This window comes from Saprospiraceae bacterium (assembly GCA_016709995.1).
Lineage (GTDB): Bacteria > Bacteroidota > Bacteroidia > Chitinophagales > Saprospiraceae > JADJLQ01.
Map to the genome: position 1 here is coordinate 3,282,412 of JADJLQ010000001.1, position 21,235 is coordinate 3,303,646.

Genomic DNA, 21,235 nt, shown 5'->3' on the forward strand with positions numbered 1-21,235 from the left:
TTTCTTCAGGAAATCAAATCAGAAATGCAAAAGACATTGATACAAAGGATTTTACATAGAATAAAAACTCCTTATAGATTGGTCATTTTAAACCATGAGACCTATAAAGAAATAGGTTCCTATCAGCTCAACCTGCTCAATGTATATACGTTGCTTAGTATGCTGATGGTCATTGGTGCATTATTGGTGACGATGCTGTTGTTTTTTACCCCTGTCAAACGATTGATCCCCGGCTATGGCAATACCAATCACGATGACTACACCAATTTGTATAAAAAAGTGCAGACGCTCGAGAAAGGAATGGAGGCCCAAACCCTCTATATTTCGAAAATGCAAAGCCTGATCAATGGCGAGATAATCATGGATGACCCGAAAGATATGTTGATTGATTCTATGGTTAAGCCCTTCAATTCGGACCCGGTGCTTAAAAGCAAAGAAGAAATCGCTTTGGAAGACGAACAATTGCTCGAAAGGCAGATCTCCAATGTGAAAAACCAAAAACTATCCAATTTTGCGGTCAACCTTCCTTTAGAACAACTGTATTTTGTTCCGCCAGTGCAGGGAGAGATCAGCGAAAAAATGTCTGTTGAAAAAAATCACCTGGGTATCGACATCATCGTGCCTAAAAACACTGAAGTCAAATCGATTATGGATGGTTATATAATCTCCGCGGACTGGACCCAGGAGACGGGCAATAGCCTGGTCATTCAACACCACAATGAAGTGCTCAGTGTCTACAGGCATAATTCTAAACTACTCAAAAAAGCCGGTGACTATGTCAAAGCCGGTGAAGTCGTCGCCATCGCCGGCAATAGCGGCGAGCTCACCAACGGCCCTCACCTGCACTTCGAACTATGGTACCAGGGAAAGGCCATGAATCCTGAAGACTATATGCGGTTTTAAACTCATTGAATTACAATTAGTTGGACTGTATTTAGCAACCAACTTATCTCGAAATTTACATTTCCACCGATGATAGTTTTTTGGCGTAATACATGATAGAGTATAAAAACAAGTTTAACTTTGCGGCTTTTTAATCTCTTTAATACAATCAATGGATCACGATCAAAATCTTGAACTAAAGAAAATTTATGATGATCAAGGGAATGCACTCAGCCCCATATTACCTGAAGGCGTCAAAAACTATCTGATCGATATAGATGGTACTATTTGTGATGATGTACCTAATGAACAACCCGAGAGAATGCGTCATATCGAACCCTATGCTGATGCCCTCGAGATCATCAATAAGTGGTACGATCAAGGCCATATCATTTATTATTTTACTTCAAGAACTGAAGAACATCGCCAGATCACCGAAGAATGGCTCCGCAAACACGGGTTTAAATATCATGGCATGCTGATGGGCAAACCACGCGGTGGCAATTACCATTGGATTGATAATCATATCGTCCGTGCTACCCGGTTTAAAGGCAAATTCACTGATCTCATTATGGAGACCAAAGAGATAGAGGTCTTTAAAGATTAATTGCTTTCATTTAACAGTTTTCTGGATAAATCCTCATCTTAGCTGTCAGGATGAAGACAGTAATTGGTATTGATTTTGGTACAGATTCTGTGAGGGCATTGGTAGTCGATGCTGCTACCGGATACGAGATAGCCTCTCATGTACATTTTTATTCCCGTTGGGCAAAAGGATGGTATTGTGATCCTTCCACTAATCTGTGGAGACAACATCCCCTGGATTATATCGAGGGATTGGAAGCTGCTATCAAAGGAGCCCTCAAATTGGCTGGTCCGGAAATCACCTCCTCGGTCGTAGGGATTAGTGTAGATACCACTGGCTCCACTCCGGTCGCTGTGGATAAAAGTGGCACCCCACTGGCCTTGCTTTCCGGATTTGAATCTAATCCTCATGCCATGTTCGTCTTGTGGAAAGATCACACTGCAGTGCAGGAAGCTGCAGAAATCAATGCCCTCTGCAGACGATGGACTACAGATTACACACAATTTGAAGGTGGTATCTATTCTTCAGAATGGTTTTGGGCAAAGATATTGAAGGTCTCCCGGGAAGATCGATCTATATTGGCACACGCTTATTCATGGGTAGAGCATTGCGATTATATTCCATTTTTATTGACGGGCGGTAAAGATGTAAAATCGATGAAAAGAAGTCGCTGCGCAGCCGGTCATAAAGCATTATGGCATCCCTCCTGGAATGGATTGCCTTCCAATGATTTTTTTGCAGCACTGGATCCAGTGTTGGACGGTATGAGGGAAAGGATGTTTGAGGAGACCTTTACTTCGGATACTGTGGCAGGGCATCTGTCCGCTGCCTGGGCGACAAAGTTGGGACTGACTACGGAAGTGGTCGTGTCCGTCGGTGCTTTTGATGCACATATGGGGGCCGTCGGAGGACAGATCCAACCATATTACCTATCCAAAGTGATGGGGACATCTACATGTGACATTCTCGTGGCACCCAATCAAGATAAAGAATCCCTGGTCAGAGGCATTTGTGGTCAGGTAGATGGATCAGTGATACCCGGGATGCTAGGGCTGGAAGCAGGTCAATCCGGATTTGGAGATATCTATGCCTGGTTTGTCAAAGTATTGACCTATGGAGTGCGTGAAATAATAGAATCATCCTCCATGCTGGATGCAGCAACTAAATCGCAATTAATACAGGAGTCTGCTGATAAATTAATGCTACAAATCAGTCAGGATGCTTCAGCCGTCCCTATTGGCTCGGGTGGCATACTATCTCTCGATTGGATGAATGGACGCAGGACTCCAGATGCCAATCAAATGCTCAAAGGCGTGATCAGTGGGCTCAATCTCGGTAGTGATGCTCCGCAGATCTTCCGGTCACTGGTAGAGGCTACTTGTTATGGGGCAAGATTGATCGTAGATCGGTTTATTGAAGAAGGCATTCCAATCAAAGGATTGATAGGCCTGGGAGGTGTAGCCAAAAAATCACCCTTTATCATGCAGATTATGGCCGATGTGATGAATATGCCTATCCGCATCGTCAAGTCCGAGCAGACTTGTGCTTTGGGTGCCGCCATGTTTGCCGCCGTAGCCGCAGGAGTGTATCGCGATATTAATGAGGCCATGGAGGTCATGGGATCAGGTTTTGATAAAGAATATCTGCCACAAACAGGATCAGTCGATCAATACGAAAAACTTTATCAATCCTACAAACAGCTTTGTGCGGTGATGGACCAATAATTTTATTTTTTTTTCAAACAGTAATATGAGCAAATACCAATCAATAAAACAAGCCGCCTACGAAGCTAATCTGCAACTCCCCAAATTAGGTTTGGTATTATTTACTTTTGGCAATGCCAGTGCAGTAGATAGATCGGCAGGAGTCTTTGCTATCAAACCTAGCGGAGTCGCTTACGAATTATTGTCTCCGGAAGATATGGTCATCGTAGACTTCGATGCCAAAGTGGTAGAAGGTAGGTTAAAGCCTTCCTCTGATACCAGGACCCATGCGGTGTTGTATAAAACCTGGCCGGAGATCGGTGGCATAGCACATACCCACTCTACCTATGCTACTGCCTGGGCCCAAAGCCTCCAGGATATCCCGATCCTGGGTACCACCCATGCGGATCACCTTACGGTAGATATCCCTTGTGCGCCACCAATGAATGACCAATATATACAGGGGGATTATGAACATATGACCGGTCATCAAATCACGGAGACCTTGCGTAATCGTGACTTGTCCTATCTGGATGTGGAGATGATCCTGGTGGGTAATCATGCCCCGTTTACCTGGGGCAAAGATGTCTACAAGGCAGTCTACAACAGCGCTGTCTGCGAAGCCATAGCCAAGATGGCTTTTATCTCCCTGCAAATCGACCCTGAAACCAAACGCATGAAATCTTCCCTCATCGATAAACACTTTGCCCGAAAACACGGACAAGGTTCTTATTATGGACAGGAATAAAATTGGTTTCTCAAAAAAGAAGTGAATTTTATACTTGAGCGACAGGTTGAAAAAATTACCACAGTCCCGCAAACCATACCCCGAATGATCTCCAAAAATCAAATTGATAGAGCGTCAAAGTAGTGATATGGTAGACCATGACTAAAATCAAAGCAGTTAGAAATGCATCTTTTCTCTTATTAGCGCTCCAGTCCCAAACTACCAGGCAAAGCAAAAGGATATCTGCCAGCAAAAATCCGGCTGTAGGCACCAGGGGTATACCCTCCAACTTCGGCACCAAAGCCAATATGGGCTTAAAATGATGATGGATGAGCCTATCTGTGACCGGCGTAAACAAAGGAAAAATAGTTGATACCATATACCTGGCATGCAAACCTGGATGTTTTCGATGATAGATCGCCAGGGCAAATAAAAGGACAAAAAGAAAAGTTGCATTGACCATGAGGGCCAGGTTAAAAAGGTCTATAGCCCTCCAGGTAGTTACCTCAGCCATCAACGAATGTACCAGGTCTAGGGTGGAAAAAAATATATAAGGAACCAGTAGGTAAGAAAATTTTCCAATCAACCGGTGAATAGAATTTTTATTGATTCTGATGAGCAGGGCCTGCGATATCAACATCATACACCACATCATCATACCCAGGCCATGGGTATGATATTTTATAGCTACTTCTTTAGATTCGATCAACGGGGAGAAATAACCCGGCCAAAATGCCCAGAGTGCAAACAGGAAAAAAATAATAAACACGTAGATGGCACTTCGATTCAAAAAAAGATCAGGTTTCATGAAGGGTCTGTTTTTTCAAAAAAACGATGGAAGAAAGATACAGAATAATCCCAGTCTGAAATATGGCACCAGTAGCACCTTTCTTATTATATTACCCTGGTTTTATAACTCTTAAAAATTTGATCTTTTTATGCTTCCTTCATTAGCTGAATTCGAAATCTGGTTTGTCACCGGTAGTCAACATTTGTATGGTGATACCACCCTGACCAAAGTCAATACCCATTCAAAAGAAATCGCCAGATACCTGGATGAGCAGCCCTCGATTCCGGTCAAGATCATTTTCAAACCCGTCCTCACTACTCCTGAAGAGATCTTTGCATTGATCAAAGAGGCTAACTATCAGGATTCCTGTATCGGTTTGATCCTTTGGATGCACACTTTCTCCCCGGCTAAAATGTGGATCAATGGTCTGAATATCCTGCACAAACCATTTGCTCACCTGCACACTCAATACAACGCCAGTATCCCATGGTCATCTATCGACATGGATTTTATGAACCTGAATCAGTCCGCTCATGGTGATAGAGAGTTTGGGTTTATGGCCAGCAGGATGCACCTGAGAAGGAAGGTCATCGTCGGTCACTGGAAAAATCAAGCTGTCATCAATAAAATATCCACCTGGACCAGAATAGCAGCTGCCTGGCAGGACAGTCAAACCATGAAAGTGGCCAGGATAGGTGATAATATGCGACAAGTAGCGGTCACAGAAGGCAATAAAGTATCTGCACAAATCCAATTTGGTTACCAGGTAAACACGTACGGTGTAGGTGACCTGGTCGGATATGTCGATGATGTCACTGAAAGCGAAATCATCCATACTATGCAAGCTTACGAAGATCAGTACGAGGTGATGATAAGCCTGCATCACGGTTTCGAAAAAAGACAATCCCTGGTAGAAGCAGCCCGTATAGAGGTCGGATTGAGACATTTTTTGAATGATGGAGGATTTCAAGCTTTTACAGATACTTTCGAAGATCTCCACGGTTTACGCCAGCTCCCGGGCATCGCAGTCCAACGATTGATGGCAGAAGGATATGGATTCGCCGGAGAAGGCGACTGGAAGACCGCTGCATTGGTACGTAGCATGAAAGTCATGGCCACAGGGCTGCCTGGGGGCAATAGTTTTATGGAAGACTATACCTACCATTTTGACGAGGCTGATGACCTGGTACTGGGAGCCCATATGTTAGAGATCTGTCCTTCAATAAGTTCATCTAAGGCGCGGTGTGAGGTACATCCATTGGGGATAGGTGGCAAAGATGATCCTGTAAGATTGGTTTTTGAAGGTGATCCCGGACCAGCCATCAATGCATCGCTGATAGACCTGGGAGATCGATTCAGATTGGTGATTAACGAGGTCGTAGCCCTTGAGATCAGCGAGGACATGCCCTACCTTCCTGTCGCGAGGACCCTTTGGAAGCCCTTGCCGGATCTTGCCCTGGCAGCTGAAGCCTGGATAGTAGCAGGAGGTGCCCATCACACCTGCTTTAGTCAAAATATAGGTGCGGATGCTTTGCAAGATTATGCAGACTTAGCCGGTATAGAATGTGTACGGATAGATAGTCATACGACCAATATCAATGACTTCAAACAGAAGTTACGCAATAATGCCGCCTATTTTCACCGCCAGCAATAATAGAATCTACTCGACCACTATTTTTTTGACGATTTGATTACGGCCAGTATTTATCCTTAGAAAATATACTCCTGATGAAAGCTGCTCTACATTTAATGACATAGATTCATGAAGTGGTATATTTTTCCAGGTGGATTGAATCTGACCATTGATATTGGTGAGTTCTAACCATCCCTGATGGTCTACGTTATCATGTAACTTGATGTTTAAGGTAGACCGTACCGGGTTTGGAAATACTTCTACGGTCATCGGATGTATTGGAGCAGATCTTGCCTCCAGAGAAAACAACGCAGAAGGGGCATCTGGCATGGTAAAAGCCATATTAGGAGTATACACGCTTTTAGAAAAGAAACATTCAGCTCCTACCTTAAACTGATAGCTGCCTCCGGGGGCCAGGTTGGTCACCGTAAATTGATTGTTGAGCACAGTTTGAAGCAAGCTGAAGGCAGGTGTATCGCCGGTGGATTCTGCCACTAGTTTGTAATATTTCAATCCCGTCACTGGCCCCCAGGATACGAGAGCACTTGTGGCAGAGATGAAATTCACAGCGAGGCCCGGAGGTGCATCGCAATCAAATTTGCTGGTAGCAGTGCTGTTGGTGGCTGGCGTAGTCACTATCGTATGGCTGGTACGCTGAGATACCCCAGTGCCACAGATAGTTTTTACGAAAATATTATAAACATTATTGGGCAACAGACCAGTGATGGTGATGGTGGAATCAGTATACTGCGTAGTGATATATCGGTATACCTCCGGATGGGCCACATCGATTACTTCTATGGTGTAGTTTGCAGCGCCACTTCCTTTGTTCCATTTTAAGGTCACAGAATTTTTGGTTGCTTGAATGATCCGTGGTGAAATTGAATTGGTACAACTTGAATCGACAGGAGCATAATGGCCGATGGCTTCGTCATCCGATCCTCCAATGACCACGATAGCAGTCTGACTCCACGAAGTCTGTTGAGTTCCACATACACCTTGCACTTTAAATTCATATACACCCTCAGTCAAAGTGGTCGAATAAGTCTTATCAAGCAAAACCTCTTCAATAAGATTGGTAGCTGCATTAGTGTTATTTAACTGAAGCATATATTGAGCTGTCCCTCCAGCCCAGGTAAGGGTCACTGCATGACCAACTACCATCGCAGATAGTCCGGTAGGAACACGATGACAAGTATCTGGTTCGGGGGTGGTGACCACAGGACTTGCAGCATTGACGGTGAACTCTGACCAGGAACTCCACTCGCTATAATCATTGCCACACTGGCTTCTTACTCGGTAATGATAACCACCATTTGGAAGGGTAGCCAGATAGGATTTTGTATTCAAGCCTGCCGAAATCACAGCCTCGCCGGTGACCCTGTTTTCAGCCTGGAGCTGGTATTGATCTGCCGATCCCGACCAGGATAAAGTCACATCATGTAAGGCGACAGATGGAAAAAGTTGAGTTGGAGCTGCACAAGTACTTGGTGGGCTGCCCGGTCCTGGGATTGGATGATCACCCTGGATGGTAAACCAACCATAATCACACCAATCACTCCAATCAGGTGGACACTTGCTCTTTACTCTGCATCGGTAATTGCCGGGAGCCAGCGTAGATTGAAAAATCGTGCCTGCCATGATATCGTTATTGACCATGACATTCTTATCGGTGTTCTCCAATTCTATCTGATATTGACTACCATCTCCTGACCACGAAATAGTGGCATAGGTACCATTGATGGAAAATAGCATATGATAAGGCTTGGCACAAGGAGGATGCGAAGCATAATTGATTGTAAATATTACCTCAGAGGTCCAGGAGCTATAGCCTGATCCGCATACGGTGCGCACCTTAGCTTTATAGGTACCATTGGGCAAAGTAGCCTGGTAAGGTGAGCTAGCCCAGGTAGCTGAAACCACCGTGGCATAAGTATTGACATTGATGATCTCCAGATGATAATCAGCAGCGGATCCCGACCAGGTCAAAGTGACTTTATCGCCACTGACGGACGAGGTCAAATAACTGGGAGCATAACAATGCGGGTCTGTATAATTAACAGCAAAGATCTGATCTGTACACCAATCACTGTATTGGCTTCCACAGACGCTCTTAACTCGCCATTTATAATATCCGTTGGGCAGGGAGATTTGATAGTTGGTAGTAGATATCAGGCTGGTCACCACAGTAGCATGGGTAGTGGTATTGATGATCTCGAGATGATATTGGGAGGCATAACCCGTCCAGGATAGACTCACCTGGGATCCATTGATAGTATGAGCCAGGTTGGTTGGTACATAACAATGACCATAGTATGTATTGACTGAAAATGAAACGTAATCACTCCAAAGGCAGGAACTGCCCTGTCTTACCCTGTACTTATAATTGCCATCTACCAGGTTGATATGATAGGGGTTTGTGGCGATGGGTATAGTGACTACCAGGGTAGAGGTTGAAATATTAAAGATTTCAAGATCGTATTGGGTCACGGTGCCATACCAGCTTAATGTCACGTAAGAACCACTCACTGACGCAGTCAAACCAGAAGGCTTGTAACATGCTACTGGACATATATCATGACAGCCACCACCACAGTCTACTCCGGTTTCAGAACCATTTTTTACTCCATCATAACATGTGGGAAAAAGAGTCGTACGCACGAGCACATCGGAAGTATCCTTGTCACCGCAATTGTCGTAAACGATGGCTTTAAAGTAATTTTTAGAAGCATATTCTGCGTGCGTGGTATAAGTAGTTGAATACGGAGCACTATAATCTGTTTTGAACAAGCTAGTTCCATTATAAAATTCAACTTTGCTGATAGAGATATTATCCATAGCAGTTACACTCAGATTGATTGTGGTGCCTGGGATTATAGGTTCGGGCGTAACCGTAAAGCTGGTGATCACCGGAGGGGTAGGTATCTGGCAGAGGTCACAACTATTTACTTTTAATGTCCCCCAGCAAGAGTTTTTTGAGACGGAGTCTATAATATGATAGGTCATGCTATAACCGGAATGACTAATGTCCAGCGCACCGTCAGTATTCATTTGATGGGTGCCATAGGGATAGTCTAACTTGAGCTGATAGGCCTGGCAAGTCGGCGAGATATCAGATGGATTGGTCATCAGGTCATACGGACTCAAAGCTCTGGTACATCCAAATTCAGGGTGCAGAGAAGTGCTTAAATTTTTAGGGCAATTGAGGTTGCAGTTTTGACCGGAGGTAGCCAGGCTATGGAGGCAAATGATAATAAAACCAAGTAGAATTTTTTTCATAGTATTCTGATTAACCGATTGATACACAATAATCAGGGGGCAATCAAATATCCGAAAAACATATATAAGTAATAGCATTTTTTATGGTTAAAATCATCATACAGGATTGTCTAATACTTAATGTCTTACCGATCAATGTTATAATGGTCAGATAGGTAAATAAAATAATTAAGTTCGGTAGTTAAAATAAGTGATCAGTGACGAAAGCAAGCCAATCCCTATCTTCGCACCATGCCACCTGTGCCTGAGGCCACCCGACTGTATACCACCCCTTTTTTATTACTTTGTTTGTCCCATGCTTTGTTTGCCGGCAGCTTCAATATGATGATCCCTGAGCTGCCAAATTATCTGCGATCAATGGGCGGTGCACAATATATTGGCTTGATCATTGCACTTTTTACGGTGACTGCAGGAGCATCCCGTCCATTTAGTGGTAAACTGACCGATACGATTGGTCGGCTGCCGGTCATGTATTTTGGCGTTTTTGCTTGTATTATTTGTGGGTTTTTATACCCGGTGATGCATACTGTAGCGGGTTTTTTGTGGATACGGTTTTTTCATGGGTTTTCTACGGGATTCAAACCGACCGCTTCTTCGGCTTATGTAGCGGATATCGTGCCCTGGAATCGCCGGGGTGAAGCGCTTGGCATCTTAGGTATATGTTCCAGCGTAGGGTCCTCTGCTACACCACCTTTGGGAAGCTGGGTTGTATCCTCCTATGGAATCAATATGATGTTTTATGTATCTTCTTTGCTTGCATTTATTTCTCTCATTATTTTAATTCAGCTGCCAGAGACCCTGGTAGGAAATAAAAAATTTAAATTAAGTCATCTAAAAGTCGATAAGCAGGATATATTTGATCCTTTAGTGTTGCCGGCAGCCATCGTGATGATCTGCTGTTATTTTTCTTACGGAGTCCTTTTGACCTTAGCGCCCGATATCAGTGACCGATTACAATTGGGCAATCGGGGTATTTATTTTACGGTATTTACATTATCCAGCATCGCCACCAGGTTTTTTGCAGGTAAAATAGCAGATAGAGTGGGCAGAGTGCCAGTCATTAAAGCATCGATCTTTATTATCATCCTGGCGATGTTGGTTTATGCTCTTTGTCATACCCCTGCCTTATTTTACATAGCCTCTGTCTTGTTTGGATTCGGTATCGGGATATTCTTCCCGGCTATCTCTGCCTGGACGATTGATTTAGGGGAGCATGACAAAAGAGGCCGAGCCATGGCTACGATGTATATCTCGCTGGAGATAGCGATCGGCGGAGGTGCCTTCATATCTGGATCATATATCGGTGATCATGTAGGACGGGTACCCTATATGTTTTACTTTTCAGCATTGATGGGCATCATTGGGCTTGTCTACCTATATCGATATGACAATTCGAAGATCATGCCTTTGATTAAGAATTTAAGAAATAGATAAGTTATAACTAAAACGCTGTTTTTGTCCTTTTTCGGCCATCTTGTTTATCTTCGATCCCATTAACCTTTATTCCAATAATTAATAGCTCATGTCATCCAAAAAAATACTCATCATCACAGGCGATGCCGGCGAAAGCTTCGAGGTACTCTATGCCAAACAACGTATGATCGAGGCTGGCCATCTTCCTGTGATCGCTGCCCCTGCAGTCAAAAGAATGAATCTGGTCATCCATGATTTTGAACCAGGATGGGATACCTACAAAGAAAGCCCGGGCTACCAGGTGATGTCCGATGTGGACTTTGACCACGTAGCCTCGCAAGACTATGATGCTGTAATTTGTATCGGTGGCAGAGCCCCTGAATACTTGCGCAATGACGCACGAGTGATCAGGCTGGTGCAAGAGTTTAATGTTCAAGGTAAATACATATTTGCCATCTGCCATGGTATTCAGATACTGGTCACTGCCGGACTGGTTGAAAACAAAAACATCACCTGCTATGAACATGTCAAGTTTGAAGTCACTTCTTGCGGTGGTACCTATATTAAAGATCAGGAAGCGGTACAAGATGGCAAGATCATTACCGGTCAGACCTGGCAATCACACCCTGAGTTTTATCGGTTGGTCATGCAAAGTCTCGCATAAGATCATCCTTTTTACCATCGCACATACTTCAGGACCTGCATCCCTTCCGAACTTCTGACTTTGATAAAATAGGTGCCGGGTACATCGATCCCGATTGGTAGCTGGTGGGTACCGGCAGGCCATTTTTGGTTTTTCGTTTGAAGTATGGTCTGCCCATGGATATTAGTAATGACCAGGTGGATGGTAGCAGCTTTGACTAACTCTAATTGTAAAGTGCCGGCACCCAAAGATGGATTGGGGTACACTTTTACTTTGACCGAAGTGCTGAGTGTCTCCCGATTGGCTGTCACTTGATCCAGAGGGCGATCGAGGTATACATGATATTCTCCTGGTGCCAGTGTAAAGGAATTATTAGTCTGGTTAATCACTTTGGTTTGATTGTCTTTCAGGTCTACCCACATTCCGGTCCTGGGGAAAGTAACCGTGCCACTGGCATTGGTGACATCAAAATTGCCCACGACGACTACATTGAGATCATTGGATTTAAACGTAAGATATTTAAAAGCCGATGTAAGGCTATAATCAAATTGTTTCATTGCATTTTGAAAGGCATCTGATTTTCTCAATTGCAACAATCTTTGATACCAATCTAAAACTAAACTTCTGGCAGGAACCTGGGTGTATTGCCAGGTGATGGGTTTACCGTCCAGGCGGCAGTTGGTATTGACAGTACCATTGCTACAGGTATTGACCGAATAGTCATAGCCCAACTCACCAAACTGCCAGATCATTTTGGGCCCGGGGGATAATAAAAAAAATGAAGTGGCGAGTTTCATCCGGTCCAGCGCAGTAGTAAGATTTTTTGTCGAATAGGCTCCTGCAACATTCCCAAATTGAAGATTTTTATACATGAGTCGTTCTTCATCATGGGATTCCATATAGCTGACCAGATGTGGTTTGGTCCAGCCGCGGGATTGGTACAAAGAATTGGTCAGATTGGCATTATTGACATAACCCATAGCCGCTTCACTATAAGCGCCATTATGATTCCCCCAAAGCAGCATACCTGCATCTGCCAATGCAAATTCTTCAGCATTGTCAGCAAAATGTTCCAGGATGACATATGCTCCGGGAACATAAGATTGAATGCTGTCATAATATTGTTTCCAAATGGCGATTCTGCTGGCATCGTAAGCGCTCCAGGCCCCTACATCATTGGGATTGTTTTTTTGAGTAAACCCTTTGGATAGGTCAAACCGGAATCCATCGACCTGGTATTCTTTGAGCCAGTACTGCATAACCCGGCTGCTGAAATACTTCGTATCGGGGCTTTCGTGATTAAAATCATTGAATACATTAAACGGGTGACGCGCGGTCACGTTAAACCAGGGATTGTCTGCAGAAGGTCTTTGATTGACTCCATCCCAGTACAAAGCTGCCAGGGGGCAACTGCCGGTCGCATGATTCAATACCATGTCCATGATCACCGCGATGCCTCTGCCGTGACATGAATCTATAAAACTTTTGAAATCATGCTCTGTACCATAATATTTGTCTACTGCAAAAAAGAAATCCGGATTGTATCCCCAGGATTGATTGCCTTCAAATTCATTGACTGGCATTAGTTCGATGGCATTGATGCCTAGGCGTGAAAGATATCCTAGCGTATCCGTCAGAGATTTAAAATCATGATTTGCAAGGTAATCCCTCAACAGAACTTCGTAGATCACCAATTGAGATTTATCAGGCCGTATAAATGGATGCTTCCATTGATAGGCTGAATTGTTTGTCCTGACTACACTGACGATCCCATTGGTTTTGCCTGAAGGATATGCTTTGAGTCCGGGATAAGTTTGGCTCGTGATCACAGCATCATAGGTAGGGTCCAGAATTTTTTCAGCGTAAGGATCAGCGATCTTCTGTGCGCCATCTACCTCATATTGGTAACTATATTCTACCTTCGGGTCCAAACCAGGTATCTTCAACCACCAGGTACGACCATCGGGGTCAAGATTCATCTGGTAGGCAGGCTGATCAGACCAATCATTGCCGGGAAAATCACCCAACACACTTATTTTGTTTTTGCCAGGAGCGACCAGCACCAGGGTTAGAGAACTATCTCCATCTCCCCGATTGATGCCGGGTCTTAAGCCGGATGGCAATGGTTTAGTACCTGTGACAGTACCTGGCACCGTAAATGCGAACGAATCTTTAACCTCTTTGCCACCAGCGGATGCACTGGCTGTGACTGTATATTGACCTGGACCGATCATGGCTATCATACCGCCAAGGCTGTCCATGCCCGATGCTTGCGATAGGGTGACCTGACTGAGCTTGATGCTGAGATCTGCTGATTGATTGCTGATTATTTTTATTTGCAGACTTTGACCCTGGCTGATTTTGATCGGTTCAGGTTGTGGACGATATAGCGGGACGAGCGGTGGTTGCTCAAATCTCAATGCCAATTGATCATCATATACGGGGATATACATATCACTGCCATCTGCATTCCTATGTGAAGCACAGTTAGTACATCCACCTTGCCTGTACAGGACAGCTATCTTGAGAATTTGTTCACTGGCAGGTACATTAAAAAAGGACCTGATATTGGAGATAGTATATCGCCAACGATTGACTCCGACCGCAGTAGTTAGAGAAGTAATGGCAGTACCGCCCCAGGCAAAAGGAACATATTTCCAATCTGCAGCATTTTTGCTGGAGGAGGTGATCACGCCAACATGCACATACACATTACCGTTATATCCCATCAGGCCCAAATCGCCTTTGGTAGCATCGAGGGTGATCGTAATTGGATCAGATGCCTTCGGAAAAGCGGGTGCCCAGGAAAGTAACTGAGCAGACATCGACCCCGGTGCCAGGAGTAAAAAGAAAATACCAATCTTGAAAAAGAGTATGGTCGAAAAAATAGGGGGCTTATGGAAAGAAGCGTGCATAAATTTGAATTGGCCAGGCAAAGCTAACCATTAAACACCTTAATCAAATGACCTCGTACAAGGCACCTGAAACCGAAAAAAATAATACAGCTAATCTAAATAGGCATCAGTATCTTTGATACATAAACCTAACGGCAATAAAATTGCCTGGCAGCTAAAAAACCAAATTTGAAAAGCTGTATTTCACCATACCTTCCATTGAATTAATTAATTTCTACGGTTATATCGGATAGATTTATATTTAAACATCAACTTAAAATGAAAAGACTCAATTATTTTATAAGCATCCTCATCCTTGCGATGCTGTTTTATCAATGTTCTCGTAATCCCGTGACCGGCAAGAAGCAGCTCAACCTGATGTCGGAAGCACAGGAAAAGCAAATGGGCCTTGAAAGTAATCCGCAAGTCCTCGCCGAATTTGGCAAATATGATGACCCTGCTTTGCAGGCTTTTATCAACGAAAAAGGTCAGGAGATGGCCAAGATCAGTCACCGACCAGATCATGGTTATACCTTTCAGATTATAGGGTCTCCCATAGTAAATGCTTTTGCTGTACCAGGGGGTTATGTGTACTTCACCAGGGGTATCATGGCACATTTTAATAATGAGGCAGAGTTTGCCGGGGTGCTTGGACATGAGATTGGCCACATCACAGCAAGGCATGCCAATGCCCAGGCTAAAGATCAACTGCTTACCCAGGTCGGTGTGATTGGGCTTTTAGTCATCTCTCCGGCTGCAGCTTCGATGGCTGAGTCCCTCATGCAGGGAGCCCAATTATTATTGCTCAAATTTAGCCGTGCACATGAGTCTCAATCTGATGAATTAGGAGTCGAATACTCCACCAAGATTGGATATGATGCTCACCAGATGGCCCAATTTTTTCAGACTATCGGCAGAATATCAGATCAGGCAGGGGCTCGCATTCCCGTATTTTTAAGTACCCATCCTGACCCTGGAGACCGATTCAATAGAGTGCATAAATTAGCGGAGCAAGCGCAGACAGCATCCACTATCAATAAGGCTTCTCTTAAGGTCAACAGAGATGAATATCTTAGGCGCATCCACGGATTGATGTATGGCGAAGATCCAAATGAAGGCTATGTAGATGGAGGTGTATTTTATCATCCGCAGCTAAGATTCCGATTTCCTGTACCTACAGGTTGGCAAGTACAAAACTCACCTTCACAGCTAGTCATGGCAGAACCGGCTGGCAAAGCCATGATGTTGCTGACCATGGGACAGGGCGCCACCTTTGACGAAGTGATCGCTAATAGCAATACCCAGTTTGGATTGACTGCGATCAGATCAGAAAACAGGACGGTCAATGGTTATCGGGCAGTAGTTGTACTGGCTTCACCTACTATAGCCGCCGGGCAACAAGCACCTGCGGAAGCCGAGAAAACCCTTGTATTGAGTTATTATATTCAGAAAGAACAAAACATTTTTTGTCTGCACGGAGTCTGTGCCAATAAGGACTACCAGAGCTATCAAAATCTTTTTCTCAACACGATGGAAGGGTTTAATAACCTGACAGATCCTAACAAAATAAATGTCTTCCCAGAATATATCTCTGTAGTGAATGCACCCAGAACTGCTACCCTCAGTGAATTACTCACCAGCTACGGTATCACCCAAGCACGACTCGAAGAATTTGCCATACTCAATGGTATGCAACTTAAAGATGTAGTGCCTGCCGGAAAGCTATTTAAAGTAGCGCAGAAAGGCAAAGCTTGAGTTTGGTACGATCATTAAGAAGATAACTGTAGTATATTATGGCTGATCTACTGGGTACAGGAGGTGTCTCGCTGATCCTAATCGCGTATTTTCTCAACTTATTTGATAAGATTGAGCCTGAACACCTGGCATATATCCTGATGAACCTGGTCGGTGCGGGGCTTGCTTGCTGGTCTTCTGTGCTGATAAAATCTATGCCTTTTACCATACTCGAAGCTACCTGGGCTTTAGTATCGATGATAGCTTTGATCAAAAAAATTAGAATGCATAATTAACCAGATTACTATGTCGACCTATGTGGATCTCAGTCATGTCATTGACCAAAATGTAATTAGTTATAAAGGGCTGCCTGCCCCATTGATATGTGATTATCTTTCGAGAGCTGAAAGCAAAAAATATTATTCAGAAGGCACCAGCTTTCAGATAGGCAGGATCGATATGGTCGGCAATACCGGCACTTATATCGACTGTCCTTTTCATCGATACGAAAATGGAAAAGACTTGTCCGAGGTTTTGTTAACGCGGTTTGTAGACTTGCCTGCAGTAAAAATTCATGTTCCCTATTCCGCCGGATTAAAAGTAGATCTACATCATTTTGAACAAATAAACGTAAAAAACAAGGCTGTTTTAATTCAAACGGATTGGTCAGACCATTGGATGACAGATGGATATTATCATGATCATCCCTATTTAGCTACTGATGCAGCAGCCTATTTGGTAGATCAGGGAGTCTTACTGGTAGGCATCGATTCACACAATATAGATGACACCCGCAGCAATGCGAGGCCTGTACACAGTATTTTACTTAAAAATGAAATCCTCATCGTAGAACACCTCTGCCAGCTTAGCAGGATCACTGTGGATGAGTTCTTGTTTTCAGCAGTACCACCAAAAATAAAAGGCATGGGTACTTTTCCGGTGAGGGCATTCGCGACCATGAAGGATGAGGAATTGTAAAAAAATATTTATTTTATAAGATTGAAAAACCTCCAACATATACCTACTGACAAACTTATCATCCAAGAGCTTTGCCAGATACCAGGAGTAGGCAGATCTATCGCTCAAGACCTTATTCATATCGGTATCACTTCCATCGACCAGTTAGATGGTCAGGATCCTCAGTCTTTATATGATCGATCCAACCAATATGCCGGGTGTATACAAGACCGATGTCTTCTTTATGTATTTCGGGAGGCAGTGTATTTTGCAGAAACTCCTGCACAGTCCAGAGAGCCTGAAAAACTAAAATGGTGGAACTGGAAAGACTAAGATCTTTCTTTAACTACATTCACTGGAGGCATCTATTATTACGACTACCAATTCGCCATTGGCATTGATCGTAATATGCAGTGTAAATATCATTTCTGAGTTAGGTGCTGATCCCCGTCCAATCAATTTAACTTTGGACTTTGAGATGAAATTAAAATGACCATTGATCAGGGTGGAGTGAATGATTTCCGCCCTATTTTCAGAATAGCTGTATTTTTTGCCAGATACAAGACCTTCGCCTACGCCGTGGGCTGTCAAATGGAAATTGGTTTTATACTGATTATCCTCTGGGTTTTTGTCTAATCTAAATTTGCTGGTGAGCTTCCCGGTAAGATGAACTTGCTCTACGCAATTGTCCAGGTACAGATCCAGGTCAGCGTTATATTCTAATACTTCACCAGGTGGATTGAGATCTATTGACCCAGACATATTTGAAAAGACAAAGAAAACAGCCATAAAGGCCATCATGATTGGTACATGAGGAAAATTTTTCATATTCATTTGATTTTTAAATAGTTACAAATCTTATGAAGTATGAAGGGTAATTAATTGGACCTAAAATTATAATGATCCTACCTTAATTCAAACCATATCTAATATTAATTTTTGTAAAATAATTTTTGCCTGATCATTAAGGCACAATCGCCCATCAACCCTCTTTTGGACACAATACTGGAGTTTCAGATTTTGCTCAAAGCCTGGTTGACAGTGAGTACCCATCCGAATATGAAGAGCAAGGTTGCCTTCTGGATCAAAGGAAGCCATTCGAGTTTAAAGCCGGAGAAATAAATAAAATTATTAATCGCGATAATCGCCATGCACCATAAACCGTAGTACACCGACGAAAATCTTTTATGCAGATATAGTTGATAGAATGAGGCTGTCAAGGCTATTACACCGGCTCCACCAGACAATATCGAAGCAATATCGTGGTAGCTCGTATATAAAAATATGGCAAATACCATTGAAATGATTCCAAAAGCAATGATAGTAGATTGGTAAGACTTATTCACACTAAGGAGGAGAGCAAATCGCACAAAAAACCAAATCATAGTGAGGGACAATACCACGGTCCCAAATATGGCATAAGTTCTGGCAGGATTGACCTGTCCGTTGAGAGCTCTTTCATTCAATAGGTTACACCAATAGTTGTTGATCCAGTCAAATCCATAGGTATGAATATTAGCTTGTGAGCCTCCCGGATACAAGGTCGATGCATAATAATAAAAGATGCAATAGAGGCTGATTCCCAGGATAACCGGCCACTCAGATCGAACAAGTCTTTTCAAAATAGACTTTAAAAAATCATCAAAATATCAACTAAGGGCCTTCCTGGCATATGCAATACATTTTTGGACTTCTTTTACGGCATCAGATCCAGCGGGTACATCGTATTCAAGCTCTACGGTAGCAGGAAATTTGTATTTACGGGATTTCATGAGTTGCAAAATCTCGACGATCGGTGTATCGCCAGTACCCCAGGGTAGATTTTTAGCCCCGTTGGCGGCTGTAGTCCTGTCTTTAATATGCATACTCGTAATGCGATCGTGTTTGCGTTCAATGAGGGCGAGCAATGATTCTTTGGTATTGCTGCCTCCAGCGGCTATATAATGTCCACAATCCAGGTTGAGCGAATTATAAGGTGACTGGCTGAGAGCTACATCCCAAAGTGTATCCGTGGCTTGCAGGTGGGCATGATAACCCACATATATCTTGTGCTTCGCACCCAAGTCACCCAATCGCTGAGACTGTTTGGCGTCATTTGGCAACTCTACCGTAACCGAAGTAGCACCCAGCGCTTTGGCGGCTCTCATCCCATATTCTATTTCTGCATCGGAATTATTGACCCCAAAGGCATTGGGTTTGAATGCATAGATATTGATCCCCGCCTTTTTAAATTTTTTGCCCACTTCTACATATTTATCCATAGACACCGTCGATCTCCAATCAGCTACCTGTTTGTTGTAAGCAGCTAGTTGAGCTCTTTGCTCCTCTGACAAGCTGGGCCTTTGACCCTGGGTGGGAGGAGTGAAAACGATTGGATTAGCAGGTTTGCCCGCATAAGTTTCCATAGGATCCCCCATCATCTCAAGAGCATTCACTCCGCTGGTCCGGCAAAAGCCAAGTAATTGATCGATGGTATGCGGAATACTTCTGAAGGAGTATGAGATCACCCCCAGTTTGATGCCTTTGATTTTAAAAAGAATATTTTCTTGTGGGATTAAGGAGATACTTAATGCCCCAAAGGCTGATTTTTGGATAAACGCTCGTCTGGAAAAACTATTTTTCATATTACAAGTGCTGATTTTGATAATTCAAGGTAGCACTTTAATTAATTATATAGACATGCATCCTTCATTAGTAATAAAATTCTTCCACTATTTGAAGCAGCTTGTCACATAAACCATCATACCCAGGGCTCCAGGGTGCAATTCTTTTATTTGCCTGTAGAATCGGCTGGGGCTGTCCCTGGATTGTTCAACATCTTTAATACATCACCAGTAATGTCATCCGCAGGGTTGCCAATCAGGATCTGTCCTCCTTTGACATAAGAAAATATATAATTGTAGCCCTTATCTTTTTTGAGGGTCTCCAAAGAAGCCATAAGTACTTTTTGTAACCTTTCATTGATAGCAGTCCCCTCATCCATCACCTCTTTGGCCAGCTTATCTCTTTCGGCCATGAGTGCCTGCTGCCGGGCACTGAATCGTTGCTCTTGCTGTTGTATTTCCTTTGGAGTAAGTAAGCCAGATTGAATTTTTTGCTGTATAGAAGCCACTTCGTTCTCCAGTGTCCTGCCTTTACTTCCAAGGCTCACATCTATATCCATCTGTTTTTTATCCAAAACATCTTTCTCCTTTCTAAACTGTGTAAAATTTTCAAGGATCGAATCTGCATTGACATAGGCAAGTCTTAGCGTAGCACTCCCGTCAGATGCTGTCATTGAAGCAGATTTTGAAGGACCGGTTAAGTTGTAGACTTTAAAATATAAGTTGATTACAGCCAACGCCAGAATGGCAGTCAATATCCAAGGTAGATTTTTCATTGATATCTTTTAAAATTAAATTAAGCGCGCAAAGGTAATATAATCAGCGTAATGGACAATGTTTGGGCGGGGGAAGAGTAGTTTGGTTAAAAGTATACAAATTAAACAAGTGACCTCTCTAAAACCCATCCTTAGGTTCTATCAAATCCCAAAGATTGCCATATAAATCTTTAAATACTGCTACCATACCATAAGCTTCCGAAGAAGGAGCTCTGACAAATTCGACTCCTTTGGATATCATGGAGTCATAATCTCTATAAAAATCGTCTGTATATAAAAACAAGAAAACCCTTCCTCCGGACTGATGACCAACTGCTTGGGTCTGCACCTCATTGACTGCTCTGGCCAGCAATATTTGTGAGCCGCTGCCCTCTGAAGGACCTATCAGGACCCAGCGTTTACCCTCCTCCATGGGTATATCTTGTATCAGCTTAAAATGCAGGATCGAAGTGTAATAGTCGATCGCTTCGTCATAATCATTGACCAGGAGTGCTATATATGCCAGCGATTGTTTCATCAGAATAATAGTTAGCGCACAAAGACCTGCCTACCGGCAGGCAGGCGCGAAGGCGCAAAGTTGGTTTTGAATGTATTTCCTTCATGTGGTCTTGAATA

General features: G+C 43.4%; 19 protein-coding genes. 11 read left to right on the forward strand and 8 right to left on the reverse strand.

Annotated elements, in window-relative coordinates:
• Positions 1-24 precede the first annotated feature (24 nt).
• The 4 genes from IPJ09_14000 (at position 25) to IPJ09_14015 (ending at position 3,919) form a co-directional block, all read left to right on the forward strand.
• The gene (locus tag IPJ09_14000) at positions 25-903 is read left to right on the forward strand and encodes a M23 family metallopeptidase (protein ID MBK7372524.1); all 879 of its coding nucleotides are present in this window, start codon (positions 25-27) and stop codon (positions 901-903) included.
• A gap of 151 nt (positions 904-1,054) precedes the next feature.
• A complete protein-coding gene (locus IPJ09_14005; protein MBK7372525.1) occupies positions 1,055-1,489 on the forward strand; it encodes a phosphoheptose isomerase in 435 nt (144 codons plus the stop codon).
• Between the two features lie 50 nt (positions 1,490-1,539).
• The gene (locus IPJ09_14010; GenBank protein ID MBK7372526.1) at positions 1,540-3,192 is read left to right on the forward strand and encodes a ribulokinase; all 1,653 of its coding nucleotides are present in this window, start codon (positions 1,540-1,542) and stop codon (positions 3,190-3,192) included.
• Between the two features lie 25 nt (positions 3,193-3,217).
• Positions 3,218-3,919 carry an L-ribulose-5-phosphate 4-epimerase gene (locus IPJ09_14015; protein ID MBK7372527.1) on the forward strand — a complete coding sequence of 234 codons (702 nt, stop codon included), beginning with the start codon at positions 3,218-3,220 and terminating at the stop codon, positions 3,917-3,919.
• A 55-nt stretch (positions 3,920-3,974) separates the two neighbouring features.
• Here IPJ09_14015 and IPJ09_14020 read toward each other — a convergent pair whose 3' ends face one another.
• Positions 3,975-4,706: a hypothetical protein gene (locus IPJ09_14020; GenBank protein MBK7372528.1), complete on the reverse strand. Its 732-nt coding sequence runs from the start codon at positions 4,704-4,706 to the stop codon at positions 3,975-3,977.
• Between the two features lie 130 nt (positions 4,707-4,836).
• Here IPJ09_14020 and araA point away from each other — a divergent pair, with 130 nt between their 5' ends.
• A complete protein-coding gene (gene araA / locus IPJ09_14025) occupies positions 4,837-6,342 on the forward strand; it encodes an L-arabinose isomerase (protein ID MBK7372529.1) in 1,506 nt (501 codons plus the stop codon).
• Between the two features lie 6 nt (positions 6,343-6,348).
• Here araA and IPJ09_14030 read toward each other — a convergent pair whose 3' ends face one another.
• A complete protein-coding gene (locus IPJ09_14030; GenBank protein MBK7372530.1) occupies positions 6,349-9,600 on the reverse strand; it encodes a T9SS type A sorting domain-containing protein in 3,252 nt (1,083 codons plus the stop codon).
• 231 nt (positions 9,601-9,831) lie between these two features.
• Here IPJ09_14030 and IPJ09_14035 point away from each other — a divergent pair, with 231 nt between their 5' ends.
• Positions 9,832-11,034, forward strand: coding sequence for an MFS transporter (locus IPJ09_14035; protein MBK7372531.1), 1,203 nt, complete (start codon positions 9,832-9,834; stop codon positions 11,032-11,034).
• Between the two features lie 88 nt (positions 11,035-11,122).
• The gene (locus IPJ09_14040; protein MBK7372532.1) at positions 11,123-11,677 is read left to right on the forward strand and encodes a DJ-1/PfpI family protein; all 555 of its coding nucleotides are present in this window, start codon (positions 11,123-11,125) and stop codon (positions 11,675-11,677) included.
• An 11-nt stretch (positions 11,678-11,688) separates the two neighbouring features.
• Here IPJ09_14040 and IPJ09_14045 read toward each other — a convergent pair whose 3' ends face one another.
• The gene (locus IPJ09_14045) at positions 11,689-14,571 is read right to left on the reverse strand and encodes a T9SS type A sorting domain-containing protein (protein ID MBK7372533.1); all 2,883 of its coding nucleotides are present in this window, start codon (positions 14,569-14,571) and stop codon (positions 11,689-11,691) included.
• A 258-nt stretch (positions 14,572-14,829) separates the two neighbouring features.
• Between IPJ09_14045 and IPJ09_14050 the strand changes: the two genes are divergently transcribed.
• From IPJ09_14050 to IPJ09_14065, 4 genes are read left to right on the forward strand one after another with little or no spacing between them, the layout of a single operon-like run.
• The gene (locus IPJ09_14050) at positions 14,830-16,305 is read left to right on the forward strand and encodes a M48 family metalloprotease (protein ID MBK7372534.1); all 1,476 of its coding nucleotides are present in this window, start codon (positions 14,830-14,832) and stop codon (positions 16,303-16,305) included.
• A 38-nt stretch (positions 16,306-16,343) separates the two neighbouring features.
• Positions 16,344-16,580, forward strand: a complete 237-nt coding sequence (locus IPJ09_14055; GenBank protein MBK7372535.1) for a hypothetical protein — start codon at positions 16,344-16,346, stop codon at positions 16,578-16,580.
• Between the two features lie 10 nt (positions 16,581-16,590).
• The gene (locus tag IPJ09_14060) at positions 16,591-17,262 is read left to right on the forward strand and encodes a cyclase family protein (GenBank protein ID MBK7372536.1); all 672 of its coding nucleotides are present in this window, start codon (positions 16,591-16,593) and stop codon (positions 17,260-17,262) included.
• Between the two features lie 60 nt (positions 17,263-17,322).
• The gene (locus IPJ09_14065; GenBank protein ID MBK7372537.1) at positions 17,323-17,574 is read left to right on the forward strand and encodes a DUF4332 domain-containing protein; all 252 of its coding nucleotides are present in this window, start codon (positions 17,323-17,325) and stop codon (positions 17,572-17,574) included.
• A 9-nt stretch (positions 17,575-17,583) separates the two neighbouring features.
• On the opposite strand, the gene IPJ09_14070 is transcribed toward IPJ09_14065, so the two are convergent.
• From IPJ09_14070 to IPJ09_14090, 5 genes are all read right to left on the reverse strand, one after another.
• Entirely contained in the window at positions 17,584-18,069 is a 486-nt protein-coding gene (locus tag IPJ09_14070; protein MBK7372538.1) for a hypothetical protein, read from the reverse strand.
• Between the two features lie 185 nt (positions 18,070-18,254).
• Complete coding sequence (locus IPJ09_14075) at positions 18,255-18,863, reverse strand: hypothetical protein (GenBank protein MBK7372539.1); 609 nt, start codon at positions 18,861-18,863, stop codon at positions 18,255-18,257.
• A gap of 27 nt (positions 18,864-18,890) precedes the next feature.
• A complete protein-coding gene (locus IPJ09_14080; GenBank protein ID MBK7372540.1) occupies positions 18,891-19,865 on the reverse strand; it encodes a sugar phosphate isomerase/epimerase in 975 nt (324 codons plus the stop codon).
• Positions 19,866-20,011: 146 nt separating this feature from the next.
• The gene (locus IPJ09_14085) at positions 20,012-20,620 is read right to left on the reverse strand and encodes an OmpH family outer membrane protein (GenBank protein ID MBK7372541.1); all 609 of its coding nucleotides are present in this window, start codon (positions 20,618-20,620) and stop codon (positions 20,012-20,014) included.
• A gap of 118 nt (positions 20,621-20,738) precedes the next feature.
• Complete coding sequence (locus IPJ09_14090; protein MBK7372542.1) at positions 20,739-21,137, reverse strand: VOC family protein; 399 nt, start codon at positions 21,135-21,137, stop codon at positions 20,739-20,741.
• Positions 21,138-21,235 lie beyond the last annotated feature (98 nt).